Source organism: Streptomyces sp. SID10853 (assembly GCF_010548145.1).
Lineage (GTDB): Bacteria > Actinomycetota > Actinomycetes > Streptomycetales > Streptomycetaceae > Streptomyces.
In genome coordinates this window covers 1-22,348 of sequence record NZ_JAAGLN010000107.1, presented here as the reverse complement: position 1 = coordinate 22,348, position 22,348 = coordinate 1, and the positions used below count along the sequence as shown (strand labels likewise).

20 protein-coding genes are annotated in these 22,348 nt (G+C 72.5%); 8 read left to right on the top strand and 12 right to left on the bottom strand.

Annotated features, from left to right (window positions below; genetic code table 11):
- Positions 1–282 precede the first annotated feature (282 nt).
- Positions 283–1,332: a biotin/lipoate A/B protein ligase family protein gene (locus G3I19_RS20435; protein ID WP_164265108.1), complete on the top strand. Its 1,050-nt coding sequence runs from the start codon at positions 283–285 to the stop codon at positions 1,330–1,332.
- Positions 1,333–1,351: 19 nt separating this feature from the next.
- Here G3I19_RS20435 and G3I19_RS20430 read toward each other — a convergent pair whose 3' ends face one another.
- The gene (locus G3I19_RS20430; RefSeq protein ID WP_164265106.1) at positions 1,352–2,350 is read right to left on the bottom strand and encodes a TIGR03842 family LLM class F420-dependent oxidoreductase; all 999 of its coding nucleotides are present in this window, start codon (positions 2,348–2,350) and stop codon (positions 1,352–1,354) included.
- A 300-nt stretch (positions 2,351–2,650) separates the two neighbouring features.
- Here G3I19_RS20430 and G3I19_RS20425 point away from each other — a divergent pair, with 300 nt between their 5' ends.
- Positions 2,651–3,235 (top strand): nuclear transport factor 2 family protein, encoded by a 585-nt coding sequence (locus tag G3I19_RS20425; protein WP_203599806.1) that lies wholly within the window; start codon positions 2,651–2,653, stop codon positions 3,233–3,235.
- 13 nt (positions 3,236–3,248) lie between these two features.
- Here the strand turns inward: G3I19_RS20425 and G3I19_RS20420 are convergent, their stop codons facing one another.
- Positions 3,249–3,641 carry a metalloregulator ArsR/SmtB family transcription factor gene (locus G3I19_RS20420; RefSeq protein WP_164265105.1) on the bottom strand — a complete coding sequence of 131 codons (393 nt, stop codon included), beginning with the start codon at positions 3,639–3,641 and terminating at the stop codon, positions 3,249–3,251.
- A gap of 95 nt (positions 3,642–3,736) precedes the next feature.
- Between G3I19_RS20420 and G3I19_RS20415 the strand changes: the two genes are divergently transcribed.
- The gene (locus tag G3I19_RS20415) at positions 3,737–5,713 is read left to right on the top strand and encodes a heavy metal translocating P-type ATPase (RefSeq protein ID WP_164265104.1); all 1,977 of its coding nucleotides are present in this window, start codon (positions 3,737–3,739) and stop codon (positions 5,711–5,713) included.
- A 97-nt stretch (positions 5,714–5,810) separates the two neighbouring features.
- Here G3I19_RS20415 and hydA read toward each other — a convergent pair whose 3' ends face one another.
- The 4 genes from hydA to G3I19_RS20395 all read right to left on the bottom strand — a co-directional run bounded on the left by hydA (position 5,811) and on the right by G3I19_RS20395 (position 9,871).
- Positions 5,811–7,214 carry a dihydropyrimidinase gene (gene hydA / locus G3I19_RS20410; RefSeq protein WP_164265103.1) on the bottom strand — a complete coding sequence of 468 codons (1,404 nt, stop codon included), beginning with the start codon at positions 7,212–7,214 and terminating at the stop codon, positions 5,811–5,813.
- Positions 7,215–7,265: 51 nt separating this feature from the next.
- Positions 7,266–8,546, bottom strand: a complete 1,281-nt coding sequence (locus G3I19_RS20405; protein ID WP_164265102.1) for an aspartate aminotransferase family protein — start codon at positions 8,544–8,546, stop codon at positions 7,266–7,268.
- Positions 8,543–9,385: a nitrilase-related carbon-nitrogen hydrolase gene (locus G3I19_RS20400; RefSeq protein WP_164265101.1), complete on the bottom strand. Its 843-nt coding sequence runs from the start codon at positions 9,383–9,385 to the stop codon at positions 8,543–8,545. The genes G3I19_RS20405 and G3I19_RS20400 overlap by 4 nt, the downstream gene beginning before the upstream one ends.
- 234 nt (positions 9,386–9,619) lie before the next feature.
- Positions 9,620–9,871, bottom strand: coding sequence for a helix-turn-helix transcriptional regulator (locus G3I19_RS20395; protein WP_164265100.1), 252 nt, complete (start codon positions 9,869–9,871; stop codon positions 9,620–9,622).
- Between the two features lie 41 nt (positions 9,872–9,912).
- Between G3I19_RS20395 and map the strand changes: the two genes are divergently transcribed.
- The gene (gene map / locus G3I19_RS20390; RefSeq protein ID WP_164265099.1) at positions 9,913–10,680 is read left to right on the top strand and encodes a type I methionyl aminopeptidase; all 768 of its coding nucleotides are present in this window, start codon (positions 9,913–9,915) and stop codon (positions 10,678–10,680) included.
- Positions 10,681–10,704: 24 nt separating this feature from the next.
- Here the strand turns inward: map and ggt are convergent, their stop codons facing one another.
- A complete protein-coding gene (gene ggt, locus G3I19_RS20385) occupies positions 10,705–12,528 on the bottom strand; it encodes a gamma-glutamyltransferase (protein ID WP_164265098.1) in 1,824 nt (607 codons plus the stop codon).
- Positions 12,529–12,901: 373 nt separating this feature from the next.
- On the opposite strand from ggt, the gene mtnA reads away from it, so the two are divergent.
- From mtnA to G3I19_RS20365, 4 genes are read left to right on the top strand one after another with little or no spacing between them, the layout of a single operon-like run.
- A complete protein-coding gene (gene mtnA, locus G3I19_RS38300) occupies positions 12,902–14,737 on the top strand; it encodes an S-methyl-5-thioribose-1-phosphate isomerase (protein WP_164265097.1) in 1,836 nt (611 codons plus the stop codon).
- The gene (locus G3I19_RS20375) at positions 14,737–15,315 is read left to right on the top strand and encodes a cupin (RefSeq protein ID WP_164265096.1); all 579 of its coding nucleotides are present in this window, start codon (positions 14,737–14,739) and stop codon (positions 15,313–15,315) included. Before mtnA ends, G3I19_RS20375 begins: the two co-directional genes overlap by 1 nt.
- Entirely contained in the window at positions 15,312–16,064 is a 753-nt protein-coding gene (gene mtnC, locus G3I19_RS20370) for an acireductone synthase (protein ID WP_164265095.1), read from the top strand. Before G3I19_RS20375 ends, mtnC begins: the two co-directional genes overlap by 4 nt.
- A complete protein-coding gene (locus G3I19_RS20365; protein ID WP_164265094.1) occupies positions 16,061–16,885 on the top strand; it encodes an S-methyl-5'-thioadenosine phosphorylase in 825 nt (274 codons plus the stop codon). Before mtnC ends, G3I19_RS20365 begins: the two co-directional genes overlap by 4 nt.
- Positions 16,886–17,042: 157 nt before the next feature.
- Here G3I19_RS20365 and G3I19_RS20360 read toward each other — a convergent pair whose 3' ends face one another.
- The 5 genes from G3I19_RS20360 to G3I19_RS20340 all read right to left on the bottom strand — a co-directional run bounded on the left by G3I19_RS20360 (position 17,043) and on the right by G3I19_RS20340 (position 22,210).
- Positions 17,043–18,449, bottom strand: coding sequence for a nucleotide pyrophosphatase/phosphodiesterase family protein (locus G3I19_RS20360; protein ID WP_164265093.1), 1,407 nt, complete (start codon positions 18,447–18,449; stop codon positions 17,043–17,045).
- Entirely contained in the window at positions 18,446–19,675 is a 1,230-nt protein-coding gene (gene eboE / locus G3I19_RS20355; RefSeq protein WP_164265092.1) for a metabolite traffic protein EboE, read from the bottom strand. Before eboE ends, G3I19_RS20360 begins: the two co-directional genes overlap by 4 nt.
- A gap of 3 nt (positions 19,676–19,678) precedes the next feature.
- The gene (locus G3I19_RS20350; RefSeq protein WP_164265091.1) at positions 19,679–20,539 is read right to left on the bottom strand and encodes a TatD family hydrolase; all 861 of its coding nucleotides are present in this window, start codon (positions 20,537–20,539) and stop codon (positions 19,679–19,681) included.
- 61 nt (positions 20,540–20,600) lie between these two features.
- Positions 20,601–21,353 carry an EboA domain-containing protein gene (locus tag G3I19_RS20345; protein ID WP_203599805.1) on the bottom strand — a complete coding sequence of 251 codons (753 nt, stop codon included), beginning with the start codon at positions 21,351–21,353 and terminating at the stop codon, positions 20,601–20,603.
- Positions 21,350–22,210: a sugar phosphate isomerase/epimerase family protein gene (locus tag G3I19_RS20340; RefSeq protein ID WP_164265090.1), complete on the bottom strand. Its 861-nt coding sequence runs from the start codon at positions 22,208–22,210 to the stop codon at positions 21,350–21,352. Before G3I19_RS20340 ends, G3I19_RS20345 begins: the two co-directional genes overlap by 4 nt.
- Positions 22,211–22,348 lie beyond the last annotated feature (138 nt).

Below are 22,348 nucleotides of genomic sequence, written 5' to 3'. Positions count from 1 at the left end.
AGGTCCCGCCCCCGCCGTACGACAGCACCGCGCCACCGCCCGACGAGGCGCCCACGCCCCGCTCACCGGACGGCGCCGGCGGACACTCCGGCGCACCGGGCGGCCCGCCCGGGTAGATGTCCCGGCCCGGACGGCCCGGCAGGCGTACCGGACCGGCAGGCGTACCGGACCGGCTGCGGAATGCTCCCGCGCGGTCCGGCGTTGTTGCTGCCCGGAGCCTGCGCGCGGATCGAGCGGATCGAGCCGGTCGGCCGGGGCTCCGTCGGATCTGGAGGCATGGCTGTGCACGGTGAGTACAAGATCCCCGGCGGCAAGCTCGTCGTCGTCGATCTGGATGTCGAGGGCGGCGCCCTGCGCAACGTCCGGGTGGCCGGTGACTTCTTCCTGGAACCCGACGAGGCGATCCTGGACATCGACGCCGCCCTGGAAGGCGCCCCCGCCCACGCCGACGCGGCCACCCTCGCCGCCCGCATCACCGCCGCACTGCCCCCGGCCGCCGTGCTGCTCGGCCTCTCCCCCGAGGGCGTCGCCGTCGCCGTACGCCGGGCCCTCACCCGGGCCACCGAGTGGAGCGCCCACCACTGGCAGCTGATCCACGACCGCCCGCAGTCCCCCGCCCTGCACATGGCGCTGGACGAGGTCATCACCGCCGAGGTCGCGGCGGGCCGGCGCCCGCCGACGCTGCGGGTCTGGGAGTGGGCCGCCCCCGCCGTGATCATCGGCAGCTTCCAGTCCCTGCGCAACGAGGTCGACCCGGAGGGCGCCGAACGCCACGGGGTGACGGTCGTCCGCCGGATCTCCGGCGGCGGAGCCATGTTCGTGGAGCCACGGAGCACCATCACCTACTCCCTCTCCGTCCCGGAGTCCCTGGTGTCCGGCCTCTCGTACGCCGACAGCTACGCGTACCTGGACGACTGGGTGCTCGGCGCGCTGGCGGACATGGGGATCAAGGCGTGGTACCAGCCGCTCAACGACATCGCCACCGAAGCGGGCAAGATCGCGGGCGCGGCGCAGAAGCGCATCGCGGGCGGCGGGGTGCTGCACCACGTGACCATGGCGTACGACATCGACGCCGACAAGATGACCGACGTGCTGCGCATCGGCCGCGAGAAGCTGTCGGACAAGGGGATCGGGAGCGCCAAGAAGCGTGTCGACCCGCTGGCCCGGCAGACGGGGCTGCAGCGCGAAGAGGTCATCGAGCGGATGATCGGGTCCTTCCGCGCCCGCTACGGCCTCGCCGACGGCGGCGTGACGGAAGAAGAGATGGCCCAGGCACGGGAGTTGGCCGCGGCCAAGTTCTCCACCCCGGAGTGGACGGCGCGGGTGCCGTGACCGGCGTGCGGCGCGCTGATCAGCCCAGAGCCGGGATGATCCGCTCGCCGTACGCATCGATGACGGCCTCGCGCGCGTCGTGCATCGCGTACACCGCGAACTGGTCCACGCCCAGCGCCCGTAGCTCCCGCAGCTTCTCGATGTGCGCGTCGGCCGGACCGAGCAGACAGAAGCGGTCCACGATCTCGTCGGGCACGAAAGCGGCGTCCGGGTTTCCCGCGCGGCCGTGGTGGCTGTAGTCGTACCCCTCACGCTGCTCGATGTACGAGGTGAGCGCGTCGGGGACCTGCGCGGAGTGCTCCCCGTAGCGGGCCACCAGGTCCGCGACATGGTTGCCCACCATCCCGCCGAACCAGCGGCACTGCTCGCGGGCGTGGGCCAGGTCGTCGCCGACGTACGCGGGCGCGGCCACGCAGATCTTCACGGCGTCCGGGTCCCGGCCCGCGTCGGACGCGGCCGTGCGGACCGCGGCGACCATCGAGGCGGTCAGATAGGGGTCGGCGAGCTGGAGGATGAACCCGTCGGCCTGCTGCCCGGCCAGCGCGAGGGCCTTGGGGCCGTACGCGGCCATCCAGACCGGCAGTTTTCCGTCCTCGACCCAGGACAGCCGCACCGGCCGCCCGTCCACATCGGCCTCGCGCCCCTCGGCGAGGTCGCGGATGACGCCGATCGCTTCGCCCAGCGTGGCCAGCGTGTTGGGCTTGCGTCCCGCGACACGCATCGCCGAGTCGCCGCGCCCGATACCGCAGACCGTGCGGTTGCCGTACATCTCGTTGAGCGTGGCGAAGGTCGAGGCGGTGACCTCCCAGGTCCGGGTGGACGGGTTGGTGACCATCGACCCGACGATCAGGCCGGTGGTGTGTTCCAGGATGCGGCTGTAGATGACGAACGGCTCCTGCCAGAGGACGGCCGAGTCGAAGGTCCAGCCGTAGCGGAAGCCGTTGCGCTCCGCGCGCCGCATCAGTCCGACGACGGCAGAAGCGGGCGGATCGGTCTGCAGGACGAGTCCGAAGTCCAAGGCGTGGCTCCTAGTGCGGGTGCGGGTGCGGAGTCAGGTGCGGGGAGGAAGAGGAGAGGAGCGGCGAGGTGAGGTGAGGTGAGGTGAGATGGCGTCAGGTGGGACGGCGTCAGGTGGGGCGGCGGCCCGGGAATCCTTCCACATCGGACCGTGCGCGAGCCGGTGCGACAGCGCTTCGGACGCGAGTCGCGAGGGGACAATCCTGGACCGCCCGCGTGGCCTTGGGAAGACGGCGGTCACGAAGGCCCGCCGCAGTACCCTCTGTTGTCCGGTCCCGGGCCCCAGCAGAAGGAGAACGCCATGACCGTGAGCACCCGCGTCGAGGACCGCTCCGCCATCGCCGAGCTGATGACCGGATGGCTGCACCGCGACCTGGGCGAGTGGGATCAGCTGCGGGAGCTCTTCCACCCCGACGGCACCATCGAGATCACCTGGTTCGAGGGCCCGGCCGGAGAGTTCGTGGATGCCTCGGCGCGGATGGGCCGCTCCGATCTGCGGTCCAAGCACGTGATCGGCGGCCCGTCGATCACCTTCAACGGCGACCGGGCCCTCGTCGAGACCAACGCGCTGCTCATCGCCGAGAACGTCGCGCTCGACCTCGCCTGCACCGCGCACAACCGTTTCTGGGACCGCGTCGAACGGCGCGAAGGCGACTGGCGCATCGTCCACCGGGCGAGCGTGTACGACATGAGTTCGTTCAACTTCCTCGCGAAGGTCCCGGACATCGACGAGAGCGCCTTCCGGCGCCACCCGCGCGCCTACGCGGCCCTCGCCTACGTCCTGGAGAAGTCCGGCTTCCCGGTCGACCGCGAATTCCCCACCAGGGGCGGCGAGCTGGAGGCCGCCATGAAGGCGGCGGGCCGGGCCTGGCTCGGCACGGCCTGACCCGGCTGCCGCGTCAGCGCCCCGGCTGCGCGGCGTCCTTCACGACATCGGCAGGGACGTCCCGGACTCCCAGGCGCAGATGCTCCACGTGGTAGAGGGCCTGGTCGAGGAGTTCCGCCACGTGGTTGTCGTAGAGGGCGTAGACGATCGAGCGGCCGTGGCGCTCACCGGTGACCAGCCCCAGGTTGCGCAGCAGGCGCAGTTGGTGGGAGCAGGCCGACGGCTCCATGCCGACGGCGGCCGCCAGCGCGCTCACCGAGCACGGTCCCTCCTGCAGCCGGGCCAGGATGTGCAGCCGTGAGGGGGTGGCGAGCGCCTGGAGCGTCGCGGCGACGTCAGCGGTCCCCACCGCGTCGAGACGCTCCCGGGTGGTGGCGCTGCTGGTGGTGTCGACTCCATGGCCCATGGGGCCATCGTACGCACCACACATGAATACCTCTTCAGATATTCCTGTACGGTGTGTGCGTTGCCACCGGTCCACCCGCGAAGGGTTGTCTCGTCATGTCTGCTGTCCTGGACCAACCCACCCCACCGGCCACGGCAGGCCCGCGCCCCGCCCCGCCCCGGCGGCGCACCCGGGTCCTGGCGCTGCCGGAGACGCGATGGGCGCTCGCGTCCCTGGTGTTGTTCCTGTGCGGGCTGGCGCTGGACCTGTCCGGCGCACCGGCGTGGGCCTGGGGCCCGCTGTTCGCCGCCACCTGTGTCACGGGCGGCTGGGAGCCGGGGTGGGCGGGCCTGAAGGCCCTGCGGGACAGGACGCTGGACGTGGATCTGCTGATGGTGGTCGCCGCGCTCGGCGCCGCGGCCATCGGCCAGGTCCTGGACGGCGCGCTGCTGATCGTCATCTTCGCGACCTCCGGCGCACTGGAGGCGCTGGCGACCGCCCGCACCGCGGACTCCGTACGCGGTCTGCTCGATCTCGCGCCCGCCACCGCGACCCGGCTCCTGCCCGACGGCAGCGAGGAGACGGTCGCCGCCGCGGACCTGCGCGTCGGCGACAGCGTCCTGGTGCGGCCGGGCGAGCGGGTCGGCGCCGACGGCCGGATCCTGGACGGGGCGAGCGACCTAGATCAGGCCACCATCACAGGCGAGCCGCTGCCGGTGGCCAGACAGGCCGGCGACGAGGTGTTCGCCGGGACCGTGAACGGCACCGGCGCCCTGCGCGTACGGGTCGAGCGCGACCCGTCGGAATCGGTGATCGCCCGCATCGTGAAAATGGTCCAGGAGGCGTCCGGGACCAAGGCGCCCACCCAGCTCTTCATCGAGAAGGTCGAACAGCGCTACTCGGTCGGCATGGTGGCCGCCACCCTCGCCGTCTTCGCCGTGCCCCTCGCGTACGGATCCGGGCTCGGGCCCGCGCTGCTGCGCGCGATGACCTTCATGATCGTCGCCTCACCCTGCGCCGTCGTGCTCTCCACCATGCCGCCGCTGCTGTCCGCGATCGCCAACGCCGGACGCCACGGAGTCCTCGCCAAGTCCGCCGTCGTCATGGAACGACTCGGCCAGGTCGACGCCGTGGCGCTCGACAAGACCGGCACCCTCACCGAAGGCACGCCGCACGTCACCGCACTGCGGGCCCTGCCCGGCAGCGGCCTGACCGACGACGCCCTGCTCACCCTGGCCGCCGCGGCCGAACTCCCGAGTGAACACCCGCTCGCCCGCGCCGTGGTCGAGGCCGCCCGCGAGCGCCACCTGCCTCTGCCCGACGCGGCCGGCTTCATCTCCGCGCCCGGCCGCGGGGTGAGCGCGACCGTCGACGGTCACCGTGTCCGTATCGGCTCCCCCGCCCGTCTCCTGCCCGCACCGGCCGCGCCCGTACGGGAGGTCGTACGGGAACTGGAGGGCGCCGGGCAGACGGTGATGCTGATCCTTCACGACGACGCTCCGGCAGGTGTCATCGGCGTCGCCGACCGGCTGCGGCCGGACGCCGCCGCCACCGTCGCAGCCCTGGCCGATCTGACCGGCCGCGCCCCGGCCCTGCTGACCGGCGACAACGTGAACGCGGCGGAACACCTGGCCGGCCAGGTCGGCATCACCGATGTCCGCGCCGCGCTGCTGCCCGATGACAAGGTCGCCGCGGTCCGGGCGTGGGAGCGCGAAGGCCGCCGGGTCCTGGTCGTCGGGGACGGTGTCAACGACGCCCCGGCGCTGGCCGCCGCACACACCGGTATCGCCATGGGCCAGGCGGGCAGCGACCTCGCCCTGGAGACCGCGGACGCCGTCGTCGTACGCGACGAACTCGCCGCCGTCCCCGCCGTTCTGCTGCTCTCCCGTGCCGCCCGGCGCCTGGTGATCCAGAACCTGGTCGTCGCGGGAGCGTTCATCACCGCCCTGGCGACCTGGGACCTGATCGCCACACTGCCGCTGCCGCTCGGCGTCGCCGGGCACGAGGGCTCCACCGTGATCGTCGGCCTCAACGGTCTGCGGCTGCTGCGTGAAGCGGCCTGGAAGAGCCCCGTCCGGGGTGACACCCGGTGAGCCGGCGCCCGGGCATCACGCGCCGGGCTGTCCCCCGCGCCCGGGCATCACGCGCCGGCTGTCCCCACGCCCGCCCGGACCCACCGGAGCCGTGCGCTCAGTGCGCGTACTCACCGAGCCCGCGCGGCACATAGGCTCCGTGCCCCGCGTGGCCGACGTAGTCACGGTTGTCGATCACCGGCACACCCCGGGACAGCACCGTCTCCACCCGGCCTGTCACACGCTTGCCCTCGTACGCCGAGTAGTCGACGTTCATGTGGTGCGTCCCCGCCGACATGACCTGCTCGGCCGCTGGGTCGTAGACCACGACGTCGGCGTCGGCGCCCGGGCTGATCGTCCCCTTCTGCGGGTACAGGCCGAACATCCGCGCCGGGGCCGCGCAGGCGATCTCGATCCAGCGGCGGCGGCTGATGTGCCCGTCGACAACCGCCTGGTGCAGCAGGTCCATCCGGTTCTCCACCCCCGGCATCCCGTTCGGGATCTTGGAGAAGTCGCCCTTCCCCAGGTCCTTCTGGCCCTTGAAGCAGAACGGGCAGTGGTCGGTGGAGACCACCTGCAGATCGTTCGAGCGCAGTCCGCGCCAGAGCGCCTCCTGGTGCTCCGCAGGGCGCAGCGGCGTGGAGCAGACGTACTTGGCGCCCTCGAAGCCCGGCTCCGCCAGATTGTCCGTCGAGAGGAAGAGGTACTGCGGGCAGGTCTCGCCGTACACGGGAAGGCCCTCGTCCCTGGCCCGCGCCAGTTCGGCGACGGCCTGCTGCGCCGACACGTGCACCACGTACAGCGGGGCGCCCGCCACCTGGCTCAGCTTGATCACCCGGTGCGTCGCCTCGGCCTCCAGCAGCGCGTTGCGGACTTCGCCGTGGTAGCGCGGGTCCCTCTCACCGCGCGCCAGCGCCTGCTCGACCAGTACGTCGATCGCGAGCCCGTTCTCGGCGTGGGTCATCACCAGGCCGCCGTTGGACGCGGCACGCTGCATGGCCCGCAGGATCTGCCCGTCGTCGGAGAGAAACACTCCCGGGTACGCCGTGAAGAGCTTGAACGAGCTGACACCGCCCGCGACGAGCCGGTCCATCTCCTTGAGCGACGACTCGTTCACATCGGACATGATCATGTGGAAGGCGTAGTCGATCGCGCACTTCCCGTCCGCTTTGCCGTGCCAGGTGTCGAGCCCCTCACCGAGCGATCCGCCCTTGGACTGGATGGCGAAGTCGATGATGGTCGTCGTACCGCCCCAGGCCGCCGCCCGGGTCCCGGTCTCGAAGGTGTCGGACGCGAAGGTGCCGCCGAAGGGCATCTCCATGTGCGTATGGGCGTCGACCCCGCCGGGCACCACGTACTTCCCGGTGGCGTCGATCGTACGGCCGGCGGTCCAGCCCTCCGCGACGGCCGAGCCGTGCGCGGCGAGCGCGACGATCCGGCCGTCCTCGATGAGGACGTCGGCGTGGGTCTCATCGGCGGCGGTGATGACGAGACCGCCGCGGATCAAGGTGCGGGTACTCATGGCGCTGTGCTCCCTCTCTCGTACCGCGGTGCCTGCTGCGTGATCTGCCGCCTACCCTGCGCGCAGGGCCTGTTCGAGGATGGCCGCGCCCGCCTCGGCCTCTGCGACATTGAGCGAGAGCGGTGGTGCGATGCGCAGCACGCTGGTGTCGTGCCCGCCCCCCTTGCCGATCAGCAGCCCGCCCTCCCGGGCCGCTTCCAGAACGGCCGACGCCGCGTCCGGGTTCGCCTCGTCGGTGCCGGGCTTCACCAGCTCGACGCCGATCATCAGGCCGCGGCCGCGTACTTCGCGTACGAGCGGGGACTGCGCGCCGACGGCTCGCAGCCGCTCAAGGAGGAGTCCCCCGATCCGGCGGGCGTTGCCCTGGAGGTCGTGTTCCAGGAGGTAGGTGAGGTTGGCGAGGCCGGCGGCCATGGTGACCGGGGAGCCGCCGAAGGTCGAGATGGAGTTGGCGTCCAGGCAGTTCATGATGTCGGCGCGGGCGACGACACCGCCGATGGACATGCCGTTGCCGATGCCCTTGGCGAAGGTGAGGAGGTCGGGCGGGCCGTTCTCGGCGTGCGCCTGCCAGCCCCAGAAGTGGTCGCCGGTGCGCCCCCAGCCGGTCTGCACCTCGTCGGCGATCCAGAGGATGCCGTGCCGGTCGAGCACCTCGCGGAACGCGGCGTAGAGCCCGTCGGGCGGCGCGGTGAAGCCGCCGACGCCCTGGATCGGCTCGGCGATCAGGGCCGCGGGTTCACGGGTGTGGCCGAGGAGGTCCTCCAGGTCGGCGACGCACGCCTCGATGAACGCGGCGTCGCTGAGATGCGCGAACGGGCCCCGGCTGCGGACGCCGCCGTGGACGTAGAGCGTCTGGAGCGGCGAGAGCCCTGTCGGCGACCAGCCGCGGTTGCCGGTGATGCCGACGGCCGAGAAGGAGCGGCCGTGGTAGCTGTTGCGCATCGCGAGGATCTGGCTGGACCCGCGGTACGCGGTGGCGAGGAGCAGGGCGGTGTCGTTGGCCTCGGTGCCCGATGTGGTGAAGAAGACGCGGGCGTCCGGGATCCCGGAGAGCGTCGCGATCCGCTCGGCCAGCTCCACCATCGGCCGGTTGAGGTAGAGCGTCGAGGAGTGCACGATGCGCCCGGCCTGCTCGCTGACCGCCTTGGTCACCTCGGGCAGCGCGTGGGCTGTCATGGTGGTGAGGATGCCGCCGAAGAAGTCGAGGTAGCGGTTGCCGTCCGCGTCCCAGACGTGCCGGCCCTCGCCGTGGGTGATCTCGATCGGCTGCCGGTAGTAGGTGGCGAGCCAGTCGGGGAGGACGGCCCGGTGCCTGTTGTAGAGGTCTGTCACGGCTGCACCAGCCCCTCGTACGCGTCGGGCCTGCGGTCCCGGTAGAACGCCCACTGCTGCCGGACCTCGTCGATGAGGTCCAGGTCGAGATCGCGGACGAGGAGCTCCTCGCTCTTGTCGTCGGCGACGTCCCCGACGAACTGACCGCGCGGGTCGACGAAGTAGCTGGTGCCGTAGAAGTCGTTGTCGCCGTACTCCTCCTGGCCGACCCGGTTGATGGCGGCGATGAAGTACTCGTTGGCGACGGCGGCCGCCGGCTGCTCCAGCTGCCAGAGGTAGGCGGACAGACCGCGCGAGGTGGCGGAGGGGTTGTAGACGATCTGCGCACCGTTCAGGCCGAGTTGGCGCCAGCCCTCCGGGAAGTGGCGGTCGTAGCAGATGTACACGCCGACCTTGCCCACGGCGGTGTCGAAGACCGGCCAGCCCGCGTTGCCCGGCTTGAAGTAGTACTTCTCCCAGAAGCCTTTGACCTGCGGGATGTGGTGCTTGCGGTACTTGCCGAGGTACGAGCCGTCGGCGTCGATGACGGCCGCCGTGTTGAAGTAGAAGCCCGACTGCTCCTGCTCGAAGACCGGAACCACGATCACCATGCCGGTCTCGCGGGCGAGTTCCCGCATCCGGGTGACGGTCGGCCCTTCGGGCACGGCCTCCGCCCAGCGGTAGTGCTCGGCCTCCTGCACCTGGCAGAAGTACGGGGCGTTGAAGACTTCCTGGAATCCGATGATCCGCGCGCCCTGGCGGGCGGCCTCACGGGCATGTTCCTCATGCTTGGCGATCATGGATTCGGTGTCGCCGGTCCAGGTGGCCTGGACCAGTGCGGCGCGTACGACGTGGGACATGAGCAGCTCCTTCAACAGGGCGCCACGAAGCTCTACGCACGTAGATGGCATGCGTAGGAGGAGAACGTAAGCCCCGTCACACACAGGGGCAAGACCATCGCCGTTAACCGGCAGAGTCGATCACGTTTCGCCTCGTCATGATCACTTCGCCGCCCCGCCGTGATCAGATTGCGCGCCCGGCGCCCGGCCCGTCCAGGTATTTCGCGGTCCCGCACCGCGCCCTCCGGCACGGCGTCACACGACGACCGGTGTACAGCGTTCGGCGATCTCGTCCATGGAGAGGCCGAGCGCCGCCGCCAGCGCGGCGACCGTGAAGAAGGCCGGGGTCGGGGCCCGCCCCGTCTCGATCTTCCGCAGGGTCTCCGCGGAGACACCCGCCGCCGCGGCGACCTCGGTCATGGTGCGCGCGCCGCGCGCCTCGCGGAGCAGACGGCCGAAACGTTCGCCGCGTGCGCGCTCTTCTGGGGTGAGGGGGGTACGGACCATGCCGTCATTCTAATACCGCCGGGACCGGTATAGTAATTGGCATGGTTGAACTCAAGACAGACCTGTCGGTAGACGCGATGCGCGAAGCGGGCCGCGTCGTCGCCCAAGCCCTGGCAGCGGTGAGATCCGCGGCCCGCGTCGGAGTCACACTGCGGGCACTCGACGCGGCCGCACACGCGATCCTCCGCGAAGCCGGGGCCGGATCCCCCTTCCTCGGATACCACCCGGACTTCGCCCCCGTACCGTTCCCCGCCGTCCTCTGCGTCTCCGTCAACGACGCGATCGTGCACGGCGTCCCCGACGGATACCGCCTCCGCGACGGCGATCTGGTCAGCGCGGACTTCGGCGCGACCCTGAACGGCTGGGCCGGGGACTCCGCCATCAGCTTCACCGTCGGGCGCCCGCGCCCCGACGACCTGCGCCTCATCGAGACCGCCGAACGCGCCCTGGCCGCGGGCATCGCAGCGGCCGTGGTCGGCAACCGCATCGGCGACATCGCCCACGCGGTCGGACGGGTCTGCCGCACCGCCGGCTACGGCATCCCCGACGGGTTCGGCGGCCACGGTATCGGCCGCGCCATGCACGAGGACCCCGGCGTACCCAACGAAGGCCGGCCGGGGCGCGGCATGCCGCTGCGCCACGGCATGGTGCTGGCGATCGAGCCGATGGTGATCGCGGGCGGCGGTGACGGGTACTACGCGGCCCCCGACGGCTGGACGCTGCGCACCGTGGACGGCAGCCGTGCCGCCCACGCCGAGCACACCGTCGCCATCACCGACGCGGGTCCGCGAATCCTCACGGCGCTCTGAACCGCGGCCCCGGAGGGCTCCCCCTCAGGGGCGCCCGTCCGGACGGACCACCATCGCGGAGCCGCCGCCGCGGCGCACCGGTTCGGCCGCGGCCAGCCAGCGTCCGTCCGGCAGCCGCTGCACCCCGGTCGCCGCGCCGATCTCCGGGTTGAGGGTGAACTTGTGCCCGAGCGCCTCCAGCCGGCCCCGCAACGGACTGTTGTACAGGGCCGGTTCGAGCTCCGTCGTGGCGGCGTCACGCTGGCTCGCCCGCGGCGCGGCGATCGCGTCCACCAGCGGCAGCCCTCGGTCGAGATGGCCGATGAGGGTCTGGAGCACGGTGGTGATGATGGTCGCGCCGCCCGGCGATCCGACGGCGAGCACCGGCTTCCCGTGGCGCAGGACGATCGTCGGCGAGATCGACGAGCGGGGCCGCTTCCCGGGCCCCGGCAGATTGGGGTCGTGGACCGCCGGGTTCGCCGGGGCGAAGGAGAAGTCCGTCAGCTCGTTGTTGAGCAGGAACCCGCGGCCCGGCACGGTCATGGCGCTGCCGCCGGTCTGCTCGATGGTCAGCGTGTACGCGACGACGTTGCCCCACTTGTCGGCCACCGTCAGATGCGTGGTGTTCTCCCCCTCGTACGTGGTGGGGGCCGCGGCACCGCCGCTCCCGCACCGCGCCGGGTGGCGCGGGTCGCCCGGCGCCAGCGGGCTCTTCAGCACCGCGTCGTCCTTGATGAGGCAGGCGCGGGAGTCCGCGAAGCGCTGGGAGAGCAGTTGCCGGGTGGGTACGGACTCGTAGGCCGGGTCGCCGACCCAGCGGCCCCGGTCGGCGAAGGCGATCCGGCTCGCCTCGATGTAGTGGTGCAGATACTGCACGTCGGACGCCTTCGAAAGGTCCGTCCGCTCCAGGATGTTGAGCGCCTCGCCGACCGTCGTGCCACCCGATGACGACGGCGCCATGCCGTACACGTCGAGGCCGCGGTACGAGGTCTCGGTAGGGGCGCGGTGCAACGGCTCGTACGCCCGCAGGTCCTTCGCGGTCAGGTCGCCGGGGCGGGCGTCGCGGGTCGAGCCGGGGGCCAGATCCGGCTTCCGGACGGTCCGTACGATGTCCCGCCCGAGGCTCCCGCGGTAGAGCTCGCCGACGCCCTTGCGGCCCAGCTCCTCGTAGGTGCGGGCCAGGTCGGGGTTCTTCAGTGTGGTGCCCACCGCGGGCGGCTCGCCGCCGGGCAGGAAGAGCTTCGCCGTCGCGGGGAAGTCCGCGAACCGCGCCTGGTTGTCCTGTGTCTGGCCGCGGAAGGTCTGGTCGACGGTGAAGCCGTCCCTGGCGATGCGCTCGGCCGGTTTCAGTACGGCCCCCAGCGACTTGCGGCCCCACGAGGAGAGCGCGGAGTCCCAGGTGGCGGCGGTGCCCGGGGTCCCCACGCTGAGACCGCTGGTCACGGCGTCCGCGAAGGGCAGCGGCTTGCCGTTCTCCAGGAAGAGCGAGGAGTCGGCGGAGCGCGGCGCGGTCTCGCGGCCGTCGATGGTCCGCACCCGGTGGGTCCTGGCGTCGTAGTAGACGAAGTAGCCGCCACCGCCGATGCCCGCCGAGTACGGCTCGGTCACCCCCAGCGCGGCGGCCGTGGCGACCGCGGCGTCCACCGCGTTACCGCCCTCGCGGAGCACCTCGATACCGGCGGCCGACGCGTCCGCGTCGACACTCGACACGGCGCCGCCGTACCCGACAGCGACCGGCGCCTTGCCCGCCGCCCTCCCCTGGGGCTGCCCCGGCGGTGCTCCGGCGGAGGGCGGTGCGGTCGCGCCCAGCGACAACACGGCGGCGGCGACGGCCAGATACGACAGCTTCCGGACGGTGACACGGCGCATCCATGACCTCCAGAGGAGAGACGTACGACGCAGCGTAGCCCGCTTGCCACCCCTTAGTCATGAACACGTCGATAGCATGCCGCGCCCTGACTGTCTGCGACCGCGCTCCGTGCGGGACGTCGCAACTGCCGTCCGCGTGGCTGCCATGCCGGCGCAGCTCCATAACGCCATAACGCCATAACGCCATAACGCCATAACGCCACAAGGCAGCGGGCGCGCTTTCACGCACGCCGGTTTCCGGGCGCAGCCACGCCGTGGGTTCCCCGGCGCCGGCCCGGCTTCAGCTGCCTGTTCGGGTGGTCTGCGCGGCCGTGAAGCGAGTGACGATGCGAGCCCCGTCCATCGCATCCGAACACTCCCATCGAGGAGGAACATGCCGGCCCGATCCGCCCCCACCGGTCCCCCGCCCGCCGTACGCGCGGGCGTCCCCACCTCCCTGGCCTGGCACGACGACGGGATCGTCGTCGTCGACCAGCGCGCCCTTCCGCGCGAGACGCGTCCCCTGCTGCTGCGCACGGTGGATGAGGTGATCGACGCTATCCGAGACCTGGCGGTGCGCGGCGCCCCGGCCATCGGTCTGGCGGGGGCGCTCGGCGTGGCCCTCTCCGCCCGACGGCACACCCGTACGGACGGGTCGCTCGACGTGGACGCCGTCCGCGCGGACGCCGCACGTATCGCTGCCGCGCGGCCCACCGCCGTCAATCTGGCCTGGGCGGTGGAGAGGGTCCTGGCCCCCTTGGCCGCGGGCGCCGATGCGGTGCTGGAGACAGCGCTCAAGCTCATCGAGCAGGACGTGACCGCCAACCGGAGGGCCGCGACGTCCGCTGCGGACCTGGTGGAACTCCTGGCTCCGGAGGGGCCGTTGGTCCTGCTGACTCACTGCAACACCGGGCGGCTGGCGACCGCGGCCGGCGGAACGGCGCTCGGCACCGTGCTGGAGCTGGCCGCGCGGGGCCGGGTCGCGGAGGTGCTGGTGGACGAGACCCGGCCGCTGTTGCAGGGGGCGCGCCTGACGGCGTGGGAGCTGGGGCAGGCCGGTGTCCCCTACCGCCTCTGCCCGGACTCGGCGGCGGCTGCGGCGATGTCCCGTTCGATGGTCGACTGCGTGCTGGTGGGAGCCGACCGGATCGCCACGAACGGCGACACCGCGAACAAGATCGGCACGTACGGTCTGGCGGTCTCCGCGGCCCGGCACGGGGTGCCGTTCGTGGTCGTGGCGCCCGAGTCGTCCTGGGACCCGACGCTGGCCGACGGCTCCGGCGTCGTCGTCGAGGAGCGGGCGGCCGAGGAGGTCACCATGGTCGCCGGGGAGCGGGTGGCGCCGGCGGGCGCCGAGGTGTTCAACCCGGCGTTCGACGTGACGCCCGGTGAGCTGATCACCGCGATCGTCTCCGAGTCGCGGGTACTGCGCCCGGGACGTACGGCGGAGCCGGACGGGACGCCGTCCCGGGGCCGCGCGGCGGGACCCGCGTCCCCCACGCCTGCCGCAGGCCGTACGGAGTGCGCCCCGGGGCTCGCACTCGCCCGGTCGGCACGAGAGCTGTACGGGCGCGGCTGGATGCCCGGCACGTCCGGCAACCTCTCCCTGCGGGTCCCCGGCTCCGCGTCCCACGCGCTGATCACCGGGAGCGGCCTGGACAAGGGCGCACTCGGCGCTGAGGACATGGTGCTGGTCGACGCGGACACCGCGCGGCCGGTGCGGGCCCGCTCGGGCCGCAAGCCGTCCGCGGAGACCGCGATCCACGCTGCCGTCTACCGCGTCACCGGAGCCCGCGCCGTCGTCCACGCCCACCCGCCGCACTGCACCGCCCTGGCCCGGCTGGCCGGCCGGGCGGGCGCCCCCGGCAGCACGTCTCTGGTGGTGTTCGACGACCTCGAACTCACCAAGGGGCTGGGCCCGGTCACCGGCCCTGGCGTCGCAGTGCCCGTCTTCACCAACTGGCCGGACGTGGCGCGCATCGCCGACGAGGTCGCCGCCCGTCTCGCCGCGGTCCCGGACGCACCGCCCGCCCTGCTGATCGCCGGTCACGGCGTGACCGTCTGGGGCAAGGACCTGGCGGAGGCCCGCAATCGGCTGGAGTGCGTCGAATCGCTGTGCGAGGTCCTGCTGCTCACCGGCGAGGCGGCCACCGCCGTCCGCGCCACCGCGCGAGCGCCGGTCCCCTCCCCCACTCCGACCCCGACCCCGACCCCGGAAGGACATGGCTGATGACCCTGCTGCAGATCATGCCCGACGACGCCCCGCAGCGGGTGCTGCTGCGCACCGATGACGACGACCGCGTGATCCGTGAACTCGCTGCTCGTGGCGTCACACTGGAGCGCTGGCCGGTGCCCGGCGCCGACGTTCCCGCACTGGACGACGCGTCCCTGCTGGAGCTCCACCGTGACCGCGTCGACCGGTTGTGCGCGGCCAGCGGCATGAAGCTGGTCGACATCGCCCGTCTGCACCCGGAGGCCACCGACGCCTGGCGGCGGCGCGCGCAACAGGCGCGGCGCACGTTCCTGGAGGAGCACCGGCACGGTGAGGACGAGATCCGCTTCTTCGCGCACGGCCGCGGCATGTTCACCCTCCATCTTGGCGACGAGGTCGTCGCCGTGGTGTGCGAGGCGGGCGACCTGCTGTCGGTGCCCGCAGGCACCCGGCACTGGTTCGACATGGGCGAGCGGCCCGACTTCGCCGCCATCCGCTTCTTCCAGGAGGAGGACGGCTGGGTCGGGGACTTCACCGGCGAACCGATCGCGGACCGCTTCCCGCGCCTGGACGAACTCGCCGGGGGTACACCGTGACCGGGCACGGCGTGGAGGCTGTCGTACTCGACATCGAGGGCACCACCGGTTCCCTCTCCCACGTACGGGACGTGCTCTTTCCCTGCGCCCGGCGGGAGTTGCCCCGCTTCTTCACGCGGTACGGGCACGAGCCGCGGGTCCGCGCTCTCGCCGACGAGGTCCGTGCGCGGCTGCACCGGCCCGGCCTGGACACGGACGGCGTGATCGCGGCACTCGTCTCCTGGTCGGACGCCGATGTGAAGGCCGCGCCGCTCAAGACGGTGCAGGGCTGGATCTGGGCACAGGAGTACGCGGCCGGGCGGCTGCACGGGCACGTGTACCCGGAGGTGCCTGGCGTGCTGCGGGAGTGGCGGGCGGCGGGACTGCGGCTCGCGACGTACTCCTCCGGCTCGTCCGCCGCCCAGCTCGACTGGTTCCGGCACACGGCGTACGGAGATCTCTCCGGTCTGTTCGAGGCCAGGTTCGACCTGGACACCGCGGGCTCCAAGAGCGCCCCCGTGTCCTACCGCACGATCGCGGAACGGCTCGGCGTACGCCCGGGTCGCACTCTGTTCCTCAGTGACACCGCCGCCGAACTGGACGCCGCCGCGCGGGCCGGGTGGCAGGTGCTCGGCGTGCGTCGCGACGACGACGCCCGTGGGGCGTCCGTCGGCGCTCACCCCACGGTCCCCTCGCTCCGCCCCGTACGGCCGCACCGGCCGGCCACCACCCCGTCCTCCCCCGCTGTTCGTGAGGTGTTCCCGTCATGACTACGTCCTCCCTGCTGTCCGAGCCCGCGGAAATCGGCGTCATCGGCGGCACCGGCCTGTACGAACTCTTCACCGATGCCGCGCAGTTCCGTGTCGAGACCCCCTTCGGCGAGCCGTCGGATGTGCTGACCGTCGGCACCGTCAGCGGCCGCCGGGTGGCCTTCCTGCCCCGTCACGGCCCCGGCCACTCACTGGCACCGCACCGCATCAACTACCGCGCCAACCTGTGGGCTCTGCGCTCCGCCGGGGTGCGGCGCGTGCTCGCCCCGTGCGCGGTGGGCTCGCTGCGCCGCGAACTCGGCCCCGGCTCCGTGGTCGTCCCCGACCAGGTGGTGGACCGTACGTCGGGGCGTACCTGCACCTTCTACGACGAAGGTGGCGCGTCACACGTGTCGTTCGCCGATCCGTACTGCGCCGACGGCCGCACGGCTGTCCTCAAGGCCGCGGCGGACACCGAGCAGCCGGTGGTCGACGGTGGCACGATGGTGGTCGTGGAGGGGCCGCGTTTCTCCAGCAGGGCGGAGTCGCGCTGGTTCGCCTCCGCCGGCTGGTCTCTGGTGAACATGACCGGCATGCCGGAGGCGGCGCTCGCCCGCGAACTGGCCCTGTGCTACACACCAGTTGCCCTGGTGACCGATCTCGACGCGGGCATCGACGCCGATGAGAGCGTCACGCAGGAGGACGTGTACGCGGTGTTCGCGCGACACATCGAGCGGCTGCGCGCCTTGGTCCTCTCAGCGGTGGACGCACTGCCGCGGGAGCGCACCTGCGACTGCGCACGCGCCCTGGACGGTATGGCCCTGCCGTTCGACTTGCCTTAGGCCTGTCGTCAAAGTGCTGCCAGCCGCGCCTGGCAGTGGCCCGGCCATGTCGCGGTGCCCGTCGTCGACGCCCCGGACATCACAACCGTGCGCGAGCCCCGGCGAGGCGCAGGCCCGGAACCCCGCCCTGGGGGTTCCGGGCCTTCGCGTGCGCCGGTCAGACGGTGGCGCCCACCGGGACCGTCCGGGGCGCGGGCTCGCGTGTGAGGAGCTCCAGGAGCAGGCCCTTGACCTCGGTGGCGGCGACGGTCGCGGCCCCGGTGACCGGCGTGTCACACAGGAACACCGGTCCGTCCTCCGGATCGTCCACCGGGCGGCCGTGGCTGCCGCGGACCCCGGACGGGTCCAGGGGCACGGTGCGTATCCGATAGCGCAGACCGGCCTTCTTGCGGGCCACGGAGCCGAGGGCGCGCAGCCGTACGCCGGGGACGTCCGGGTCGTAGAGCAGTTCCGCGGGGTCGTAGCCGGGCTTGGCGTGGATGTCGACCTGCCGGGCGAAGTCGGGGGCCCGCTCGTCGTCCAGCCAGTAGTAGTAGGTGCACCATGCGTCAGGCTCGGCCACGACGACGAGGTCGCCGGCGCGTTCGTGGTCGAGGCCGTGGCGTTGTTTGCCGGGCCCGTCGAGTACCTCCGCCACGCCGTCCAGGTCCTCCAGCACCTTCCGCGCCCGGGGCAGGTCGTCGGGATCGGCGACGTACACATGAGCGATCTGGTGGTCGGCGACCGCGAAGGCGGCGGAGGTACGCGGGTCGAGATACTCCATCCCGGCCTGGGTGTGCACCTGGAGCAGGCCCTCCTTGCGCAGTGCGCGGTTGACGTCGACCGGCGACCGCACCGGGGTGATGCCGTACTCGCTCAGCGCGACGACGGTGGCGCCCTCCTCCCGCAGATGCCGCAGGAAGGGGGCAAGCGCGTCGTCCAGCCGACGGGCCTCCCGGCGGGCCTGCGGTGAATCGGGGCCGTAGCGCTGGAGGTCGTAGTCGAGGTGCGGTACGTAGACCAGGCTCAGGTCAGGGCGGTGGGTGTCGAAGACGTGGCGGGCGGCGGCGAGTATCCACTGGGTCGAGGTGAGGCCGGCGTTCGGGCCCCAGAACGTGAACAGCGGGAACGGGCCGAAGCGTGCGGTGAGGTCGTCGTGCAGGGACGGCGGCCAGGTGTAGCAGTCGGGGTCCTTGCTGCCGTCGGAGTAGTACACGGGCCTGGGGGTGACGGTCCAGTCGACGTCCGCGCCCATCGCGTACCACCAGCAGATGTTGGCGACGGTGAGGCCGGGGCGGGCGCGCCGGGCGGCCTCCCACAGCTTCTCGCCCTGCACCAGGCCGTTGTGCTGGCGCCACAGAAGAACTTCGCCGAGGTCGCGGAAGTACCAGCCGTTGCCCACCGCGCCGTGCCCCGAGGGGGGTTCGCCGGTGAGGAAGGTGGACTGCGCCGTGCAGGTGACCGCGGGCAGGACCGGGTCGAGGGCGGCCGCGGTGCCGTGGTCGGCCACGGCTCGCAAGGCCGGCATGTGGCGCAGCAGGCGGGGGGTCACTCCGACGACGTCGAGTACGACGAGACGGCTCATGGAACGGTCACCTCCGTGCGGGCGGCGCCGGGGCCGTCCGCGGGTCCGGGTCGGGCGGGGGCGGAGTCCTCTGCGAGTCCGATGCGCAGCAGGGCGTTACGGGTCCAGTCGAGTTCCGCGGCGATCCCGGCGACAAGGTCGTCGCGGTCGCGGGGGCGGGCCGCGGCGGGCAGCACCGCCCAGGTGTAGGTCTCGGTCTCCAGGTGGCGTACGTGTGCGCGGGGGCCGCCCAGCAGGACCTGGAGAGCCGATTCGAGCACGTCACCGGTCGCCTGGAGCGGGGGTTCCGGGTCGGCGTGCAGCGGTGTGTGGAAGTGCACGCGCCACGGTCCGGTGCGGGGCAGCGGCCCCTGCAGGGCGTCGGTGAGGTCGTCCGTGCTGTGGACGGTGCCGTCGGCGGCGCACATCCGGGTCTGGTGCAGGAAGCGGGGTTCCGCGTAGCCGGCCAGGTGCTCGGCACGGCCGGGGGCCGCGGGGTCGGCGACGTGCAGGGCGCGGGAGATCTGTGCCTTGACGACATCGAGGGACGCGCCGTGGAGGCGCGCGAGCGCTGCGGCGGGCTCCTCGAACTGGACGGCCAGATGGCAGGTGTCGAGGCAGACGCCGAGTTCCCCAGGCAGCCCGGCGAGCAGCCGGGCCGCCTGTGCGGTGGTCTCCACGGCGCAGCCGGGCTCGGGTTCCAGGCCGACGCGGACCGTGCGGCCGGTGTTCCGGCGCAGGTCGGACAATTCCGCGGCGAGCCGGACGAGATGGGCGCGGGCGGTCGCGTGGCGCTGCGGGGTCCAGTCGGTGCGCCAGCCCAGCGGAAGGGTGGAGATGCTGCCCTCGGTGATGTCGTGGGGCAGCAGGCCGGCCAGGACGCGGGCGCAGTCGACGGTGTAGGCCAGGCGGCGCGGGTCGCTCCAGTCGGGCGTGTAGACGGCGTGCTTGACGACCGGGCGGTGGAAGCCCCGGTAGGGGAAGGCGTTGAGGGTGACGGTTTCCAGCCCGCGGCGGCGTAGGTGGTCACGGAGGCGGGCGGTCAGGTCGGGGCGGGAGGCGAGTTCGCGTGCGGCGTCACGGGCCAGCCACAGGCCGACGCCGAGGACGGGAACGTCCAGGCGGTCACGGACCCGGGCGGCGTACCGGTCGAGCTGGTCGGTGACGCCGTCCAGGGTCTCCGCGGCGTGGACGTTGGTGCAGTAGGCGAGGTGGACGACGGAACCGTCCCGGTGCCGGAAGCGCACGCCTCACCGCTCCCCGCGCAGCAGCGAGTTCCCGGCGAAGGTGGCCGGGGCGGTCTCTTCCTCGCACAGGCCCGCCGGCTCCAGGCGCCCGCTCTGGCCGTAGAACGCGACCGGGTTGCTCCACAGCACCTGGTGGACCAGGTCGCCGCTCATCCCGGCGGCGAGCATGGCCTCACCGGTGGCGCGGGTGGTCAGCGGATCGCTGTGGCCCCAGTCCGCCGCCGAGTTGACCAGCATCCGGTCGGTGCCGTGGCGGCGCAGGATCTCGACGGTGCGCGTCTCGCTCATTTTGGTGTCGGGGTAGACGGAAAAGCCCATCCAGCAGCCCGAGTCGGCGACGAGGCCGACCGTGACCTCGTTGAGGTGGTCGATGAGAACGCGGTGCGGGGCGATGCCGGACTCACGGATCACGTCCAGGGTGCGCCGGGTGCCGACGGCCTTGTCCCGGTGCGGGGTGTGTACGAGTACGGGCAGGTCGTGGCGGACGGCGAGGTCCAGCTGGGCGGCGAATGCGGTGTCCTCTGCCGGCGTCAGCGAGTCGTAGCCGATCTCGCCGACGGCGACGACACCGTCGCGTACGAGGTAGCGGGGCAGTTCGTCCAGGACACCGGTACAGCGCGGGTCGTTGGCCTCCTTCGGGTTGAGGGCGAGGGCGCAGTAGTGGCTGATGCCGAACTGGGCGGCGCGGAACGGCTCGAAGCCGAGCAGACTGTCGAAGTAGTCGGTGAAACTGCCGACGGAGGTGCGCGGCTGGCCGAGCCAGAAGGCGGGCTCCACCAGGGCCCTCACGCCCGCGTCGCGCATCCGCGCGTAGTCGTCGGTGGTGCGGGATGACATGTGCACGTGCGGGTCGAAGATGCGCATGGGGCTCCGTAAGTTGTCGGGCGGCCCTGGAGGGCCGGGTGTGGCTGCTGAGGCTCTGCCTTCAGTGGGTGATGGCGCGAACGCTCGCCAGTCGGTCGAGGGCACGGCGCGCGGCGGTACGGCGGACCGCGTCGGGGTGATCGGCCTCGCCGGCGAGGCCGGAGGCGGCGACGACATCAGGGAATCGGGCGAGGACCGGCCAGACGTCGTCGGAGACATCCCGTCCGGCGGCGACCCGTTCATGGGCGTGGTCGGCGAGCATGCGGGCGAGTTCGGCGTCGGCGCGGTGCGCCGCCGGCAGCGCGGGCACCCCCGTGAAGACACACTTGAGGATGGCGTGCCGGTAGGCGGCGGCGTCCAGGTGGCGGGCCGCGTAGGGGCCGACGGCAGCGGCGAGCAGGCGAGGGTCCTGCGAGCGCAGCGCCTCGTTGAGCAGGTCGGTGGCGGAGTCGGCGAAGGTGGTGTCGAGGTCGTCGAGGACGGCGAGGCCGCGCAGTACGGCGAGCCGTTCCCAGGTACCTCCCTCCCGGTAGAGCCGGGTGAGCCGGTCGGCCAACGGCGGTGGGCTGGAGGGCAGTACGGTCAGCACCAGCACCCGGGCGGCGTCGGCGACGCTCCAGTCTGCGGTCACCCGCTCCCCGTCGTCGCCCGGCACCGCGTCCAGCGGTCCCCGCCCGCACTGCCGGGCGACGACGGGGAACAGGTCGTGGACGGCGGCGGGGTCGGCGGACGTGGCGCGCAGGGCGCCTTCCAACCAGGTGGCGGCGGCCGGGGTGAGACGCTCCTCCAGGGCCGCGCAGAGTCCGGCGATCATGCTGACTCCCTCACTCGTGCGGCCTCCCGCAGGAAGGTCAGGGAGCGGGCCGCGGTGCGGGCGGCGTCGGCGGAGCCGTCCTGGATCTCCACGGAGACCAGGCCGCGATGGCCGCCGTCGGCCAGGGCCTGCAGCACCGGCGGGAAGTCGATCTCACCGGTGCCGAACGGAAGATGGCGGTGGACGCCCCGGACCATGTCCTCGATCTGGACGTGCGCCAGGTGCGGCAGGGCCAGGCCGACGCAGTCCAGCAGCGGGCGGGGCTCCGAGCAGTGGGCGTGCCCGATGTCGAGGGTCAGGCGCAGCAGCGGGTGGTCGTCGAGGCGGGCGCGCAGCGCCAGGAACCGGTCGACGCCGTTGAGGAACATCTCCGGTTCCGGCTCCAGAGCAAGGGTGGTCCTGTGTGCCTCCGCGGTGGCGAGGAGTGGCCGCAGTGCGGTGGCGAGCCGGTCCATCGCGGCGTCCTCCGGCATCCCTTCCGGGGCGCAGCCGCTGGTGACGTGCACGGTGTCCGCGCCGAGCACGTCGGCGACGCGGACGGCACGGCTGATCAGGTCGGCGCGTGCGTCGCGCCCGCGGTCGCAGAGCAGGCCGGGCCGGTGCGGCCGGGCGGGGTCCAGCAGATGGGGGTCGCCTGTCTCGACGACCACGGCGAGGCCCAGCCGGTCCAGGAGGCGTGCCAGACGGGCGGCACGGGCGGGCGCCTGGGGTGCGTAGGGGTCGAAGTGGTGGCGGGCGAGGGTGAGGGAGACGCCCTCGTAGCCGATGTCGGCGATGACGCGCAGCGCCTCCTCGAGGGAGTGCCGGGCGAAGCCGTTGGTGCCGTAGGCGAAGCGCAGGGGCAGGCTGGTGGTCATGTCGCGGGCACCGCCTTCACGAGCCGGGCGGCGAGGGGGCCGGCGCCGGCCACGACGGCCGCCGGCAGCGGGGCCCCCGAGACGGCCGTGAGGGCCGCCTGGAGCGGGATGAGGGCGAGGATGCCGCTCTGGACCGCG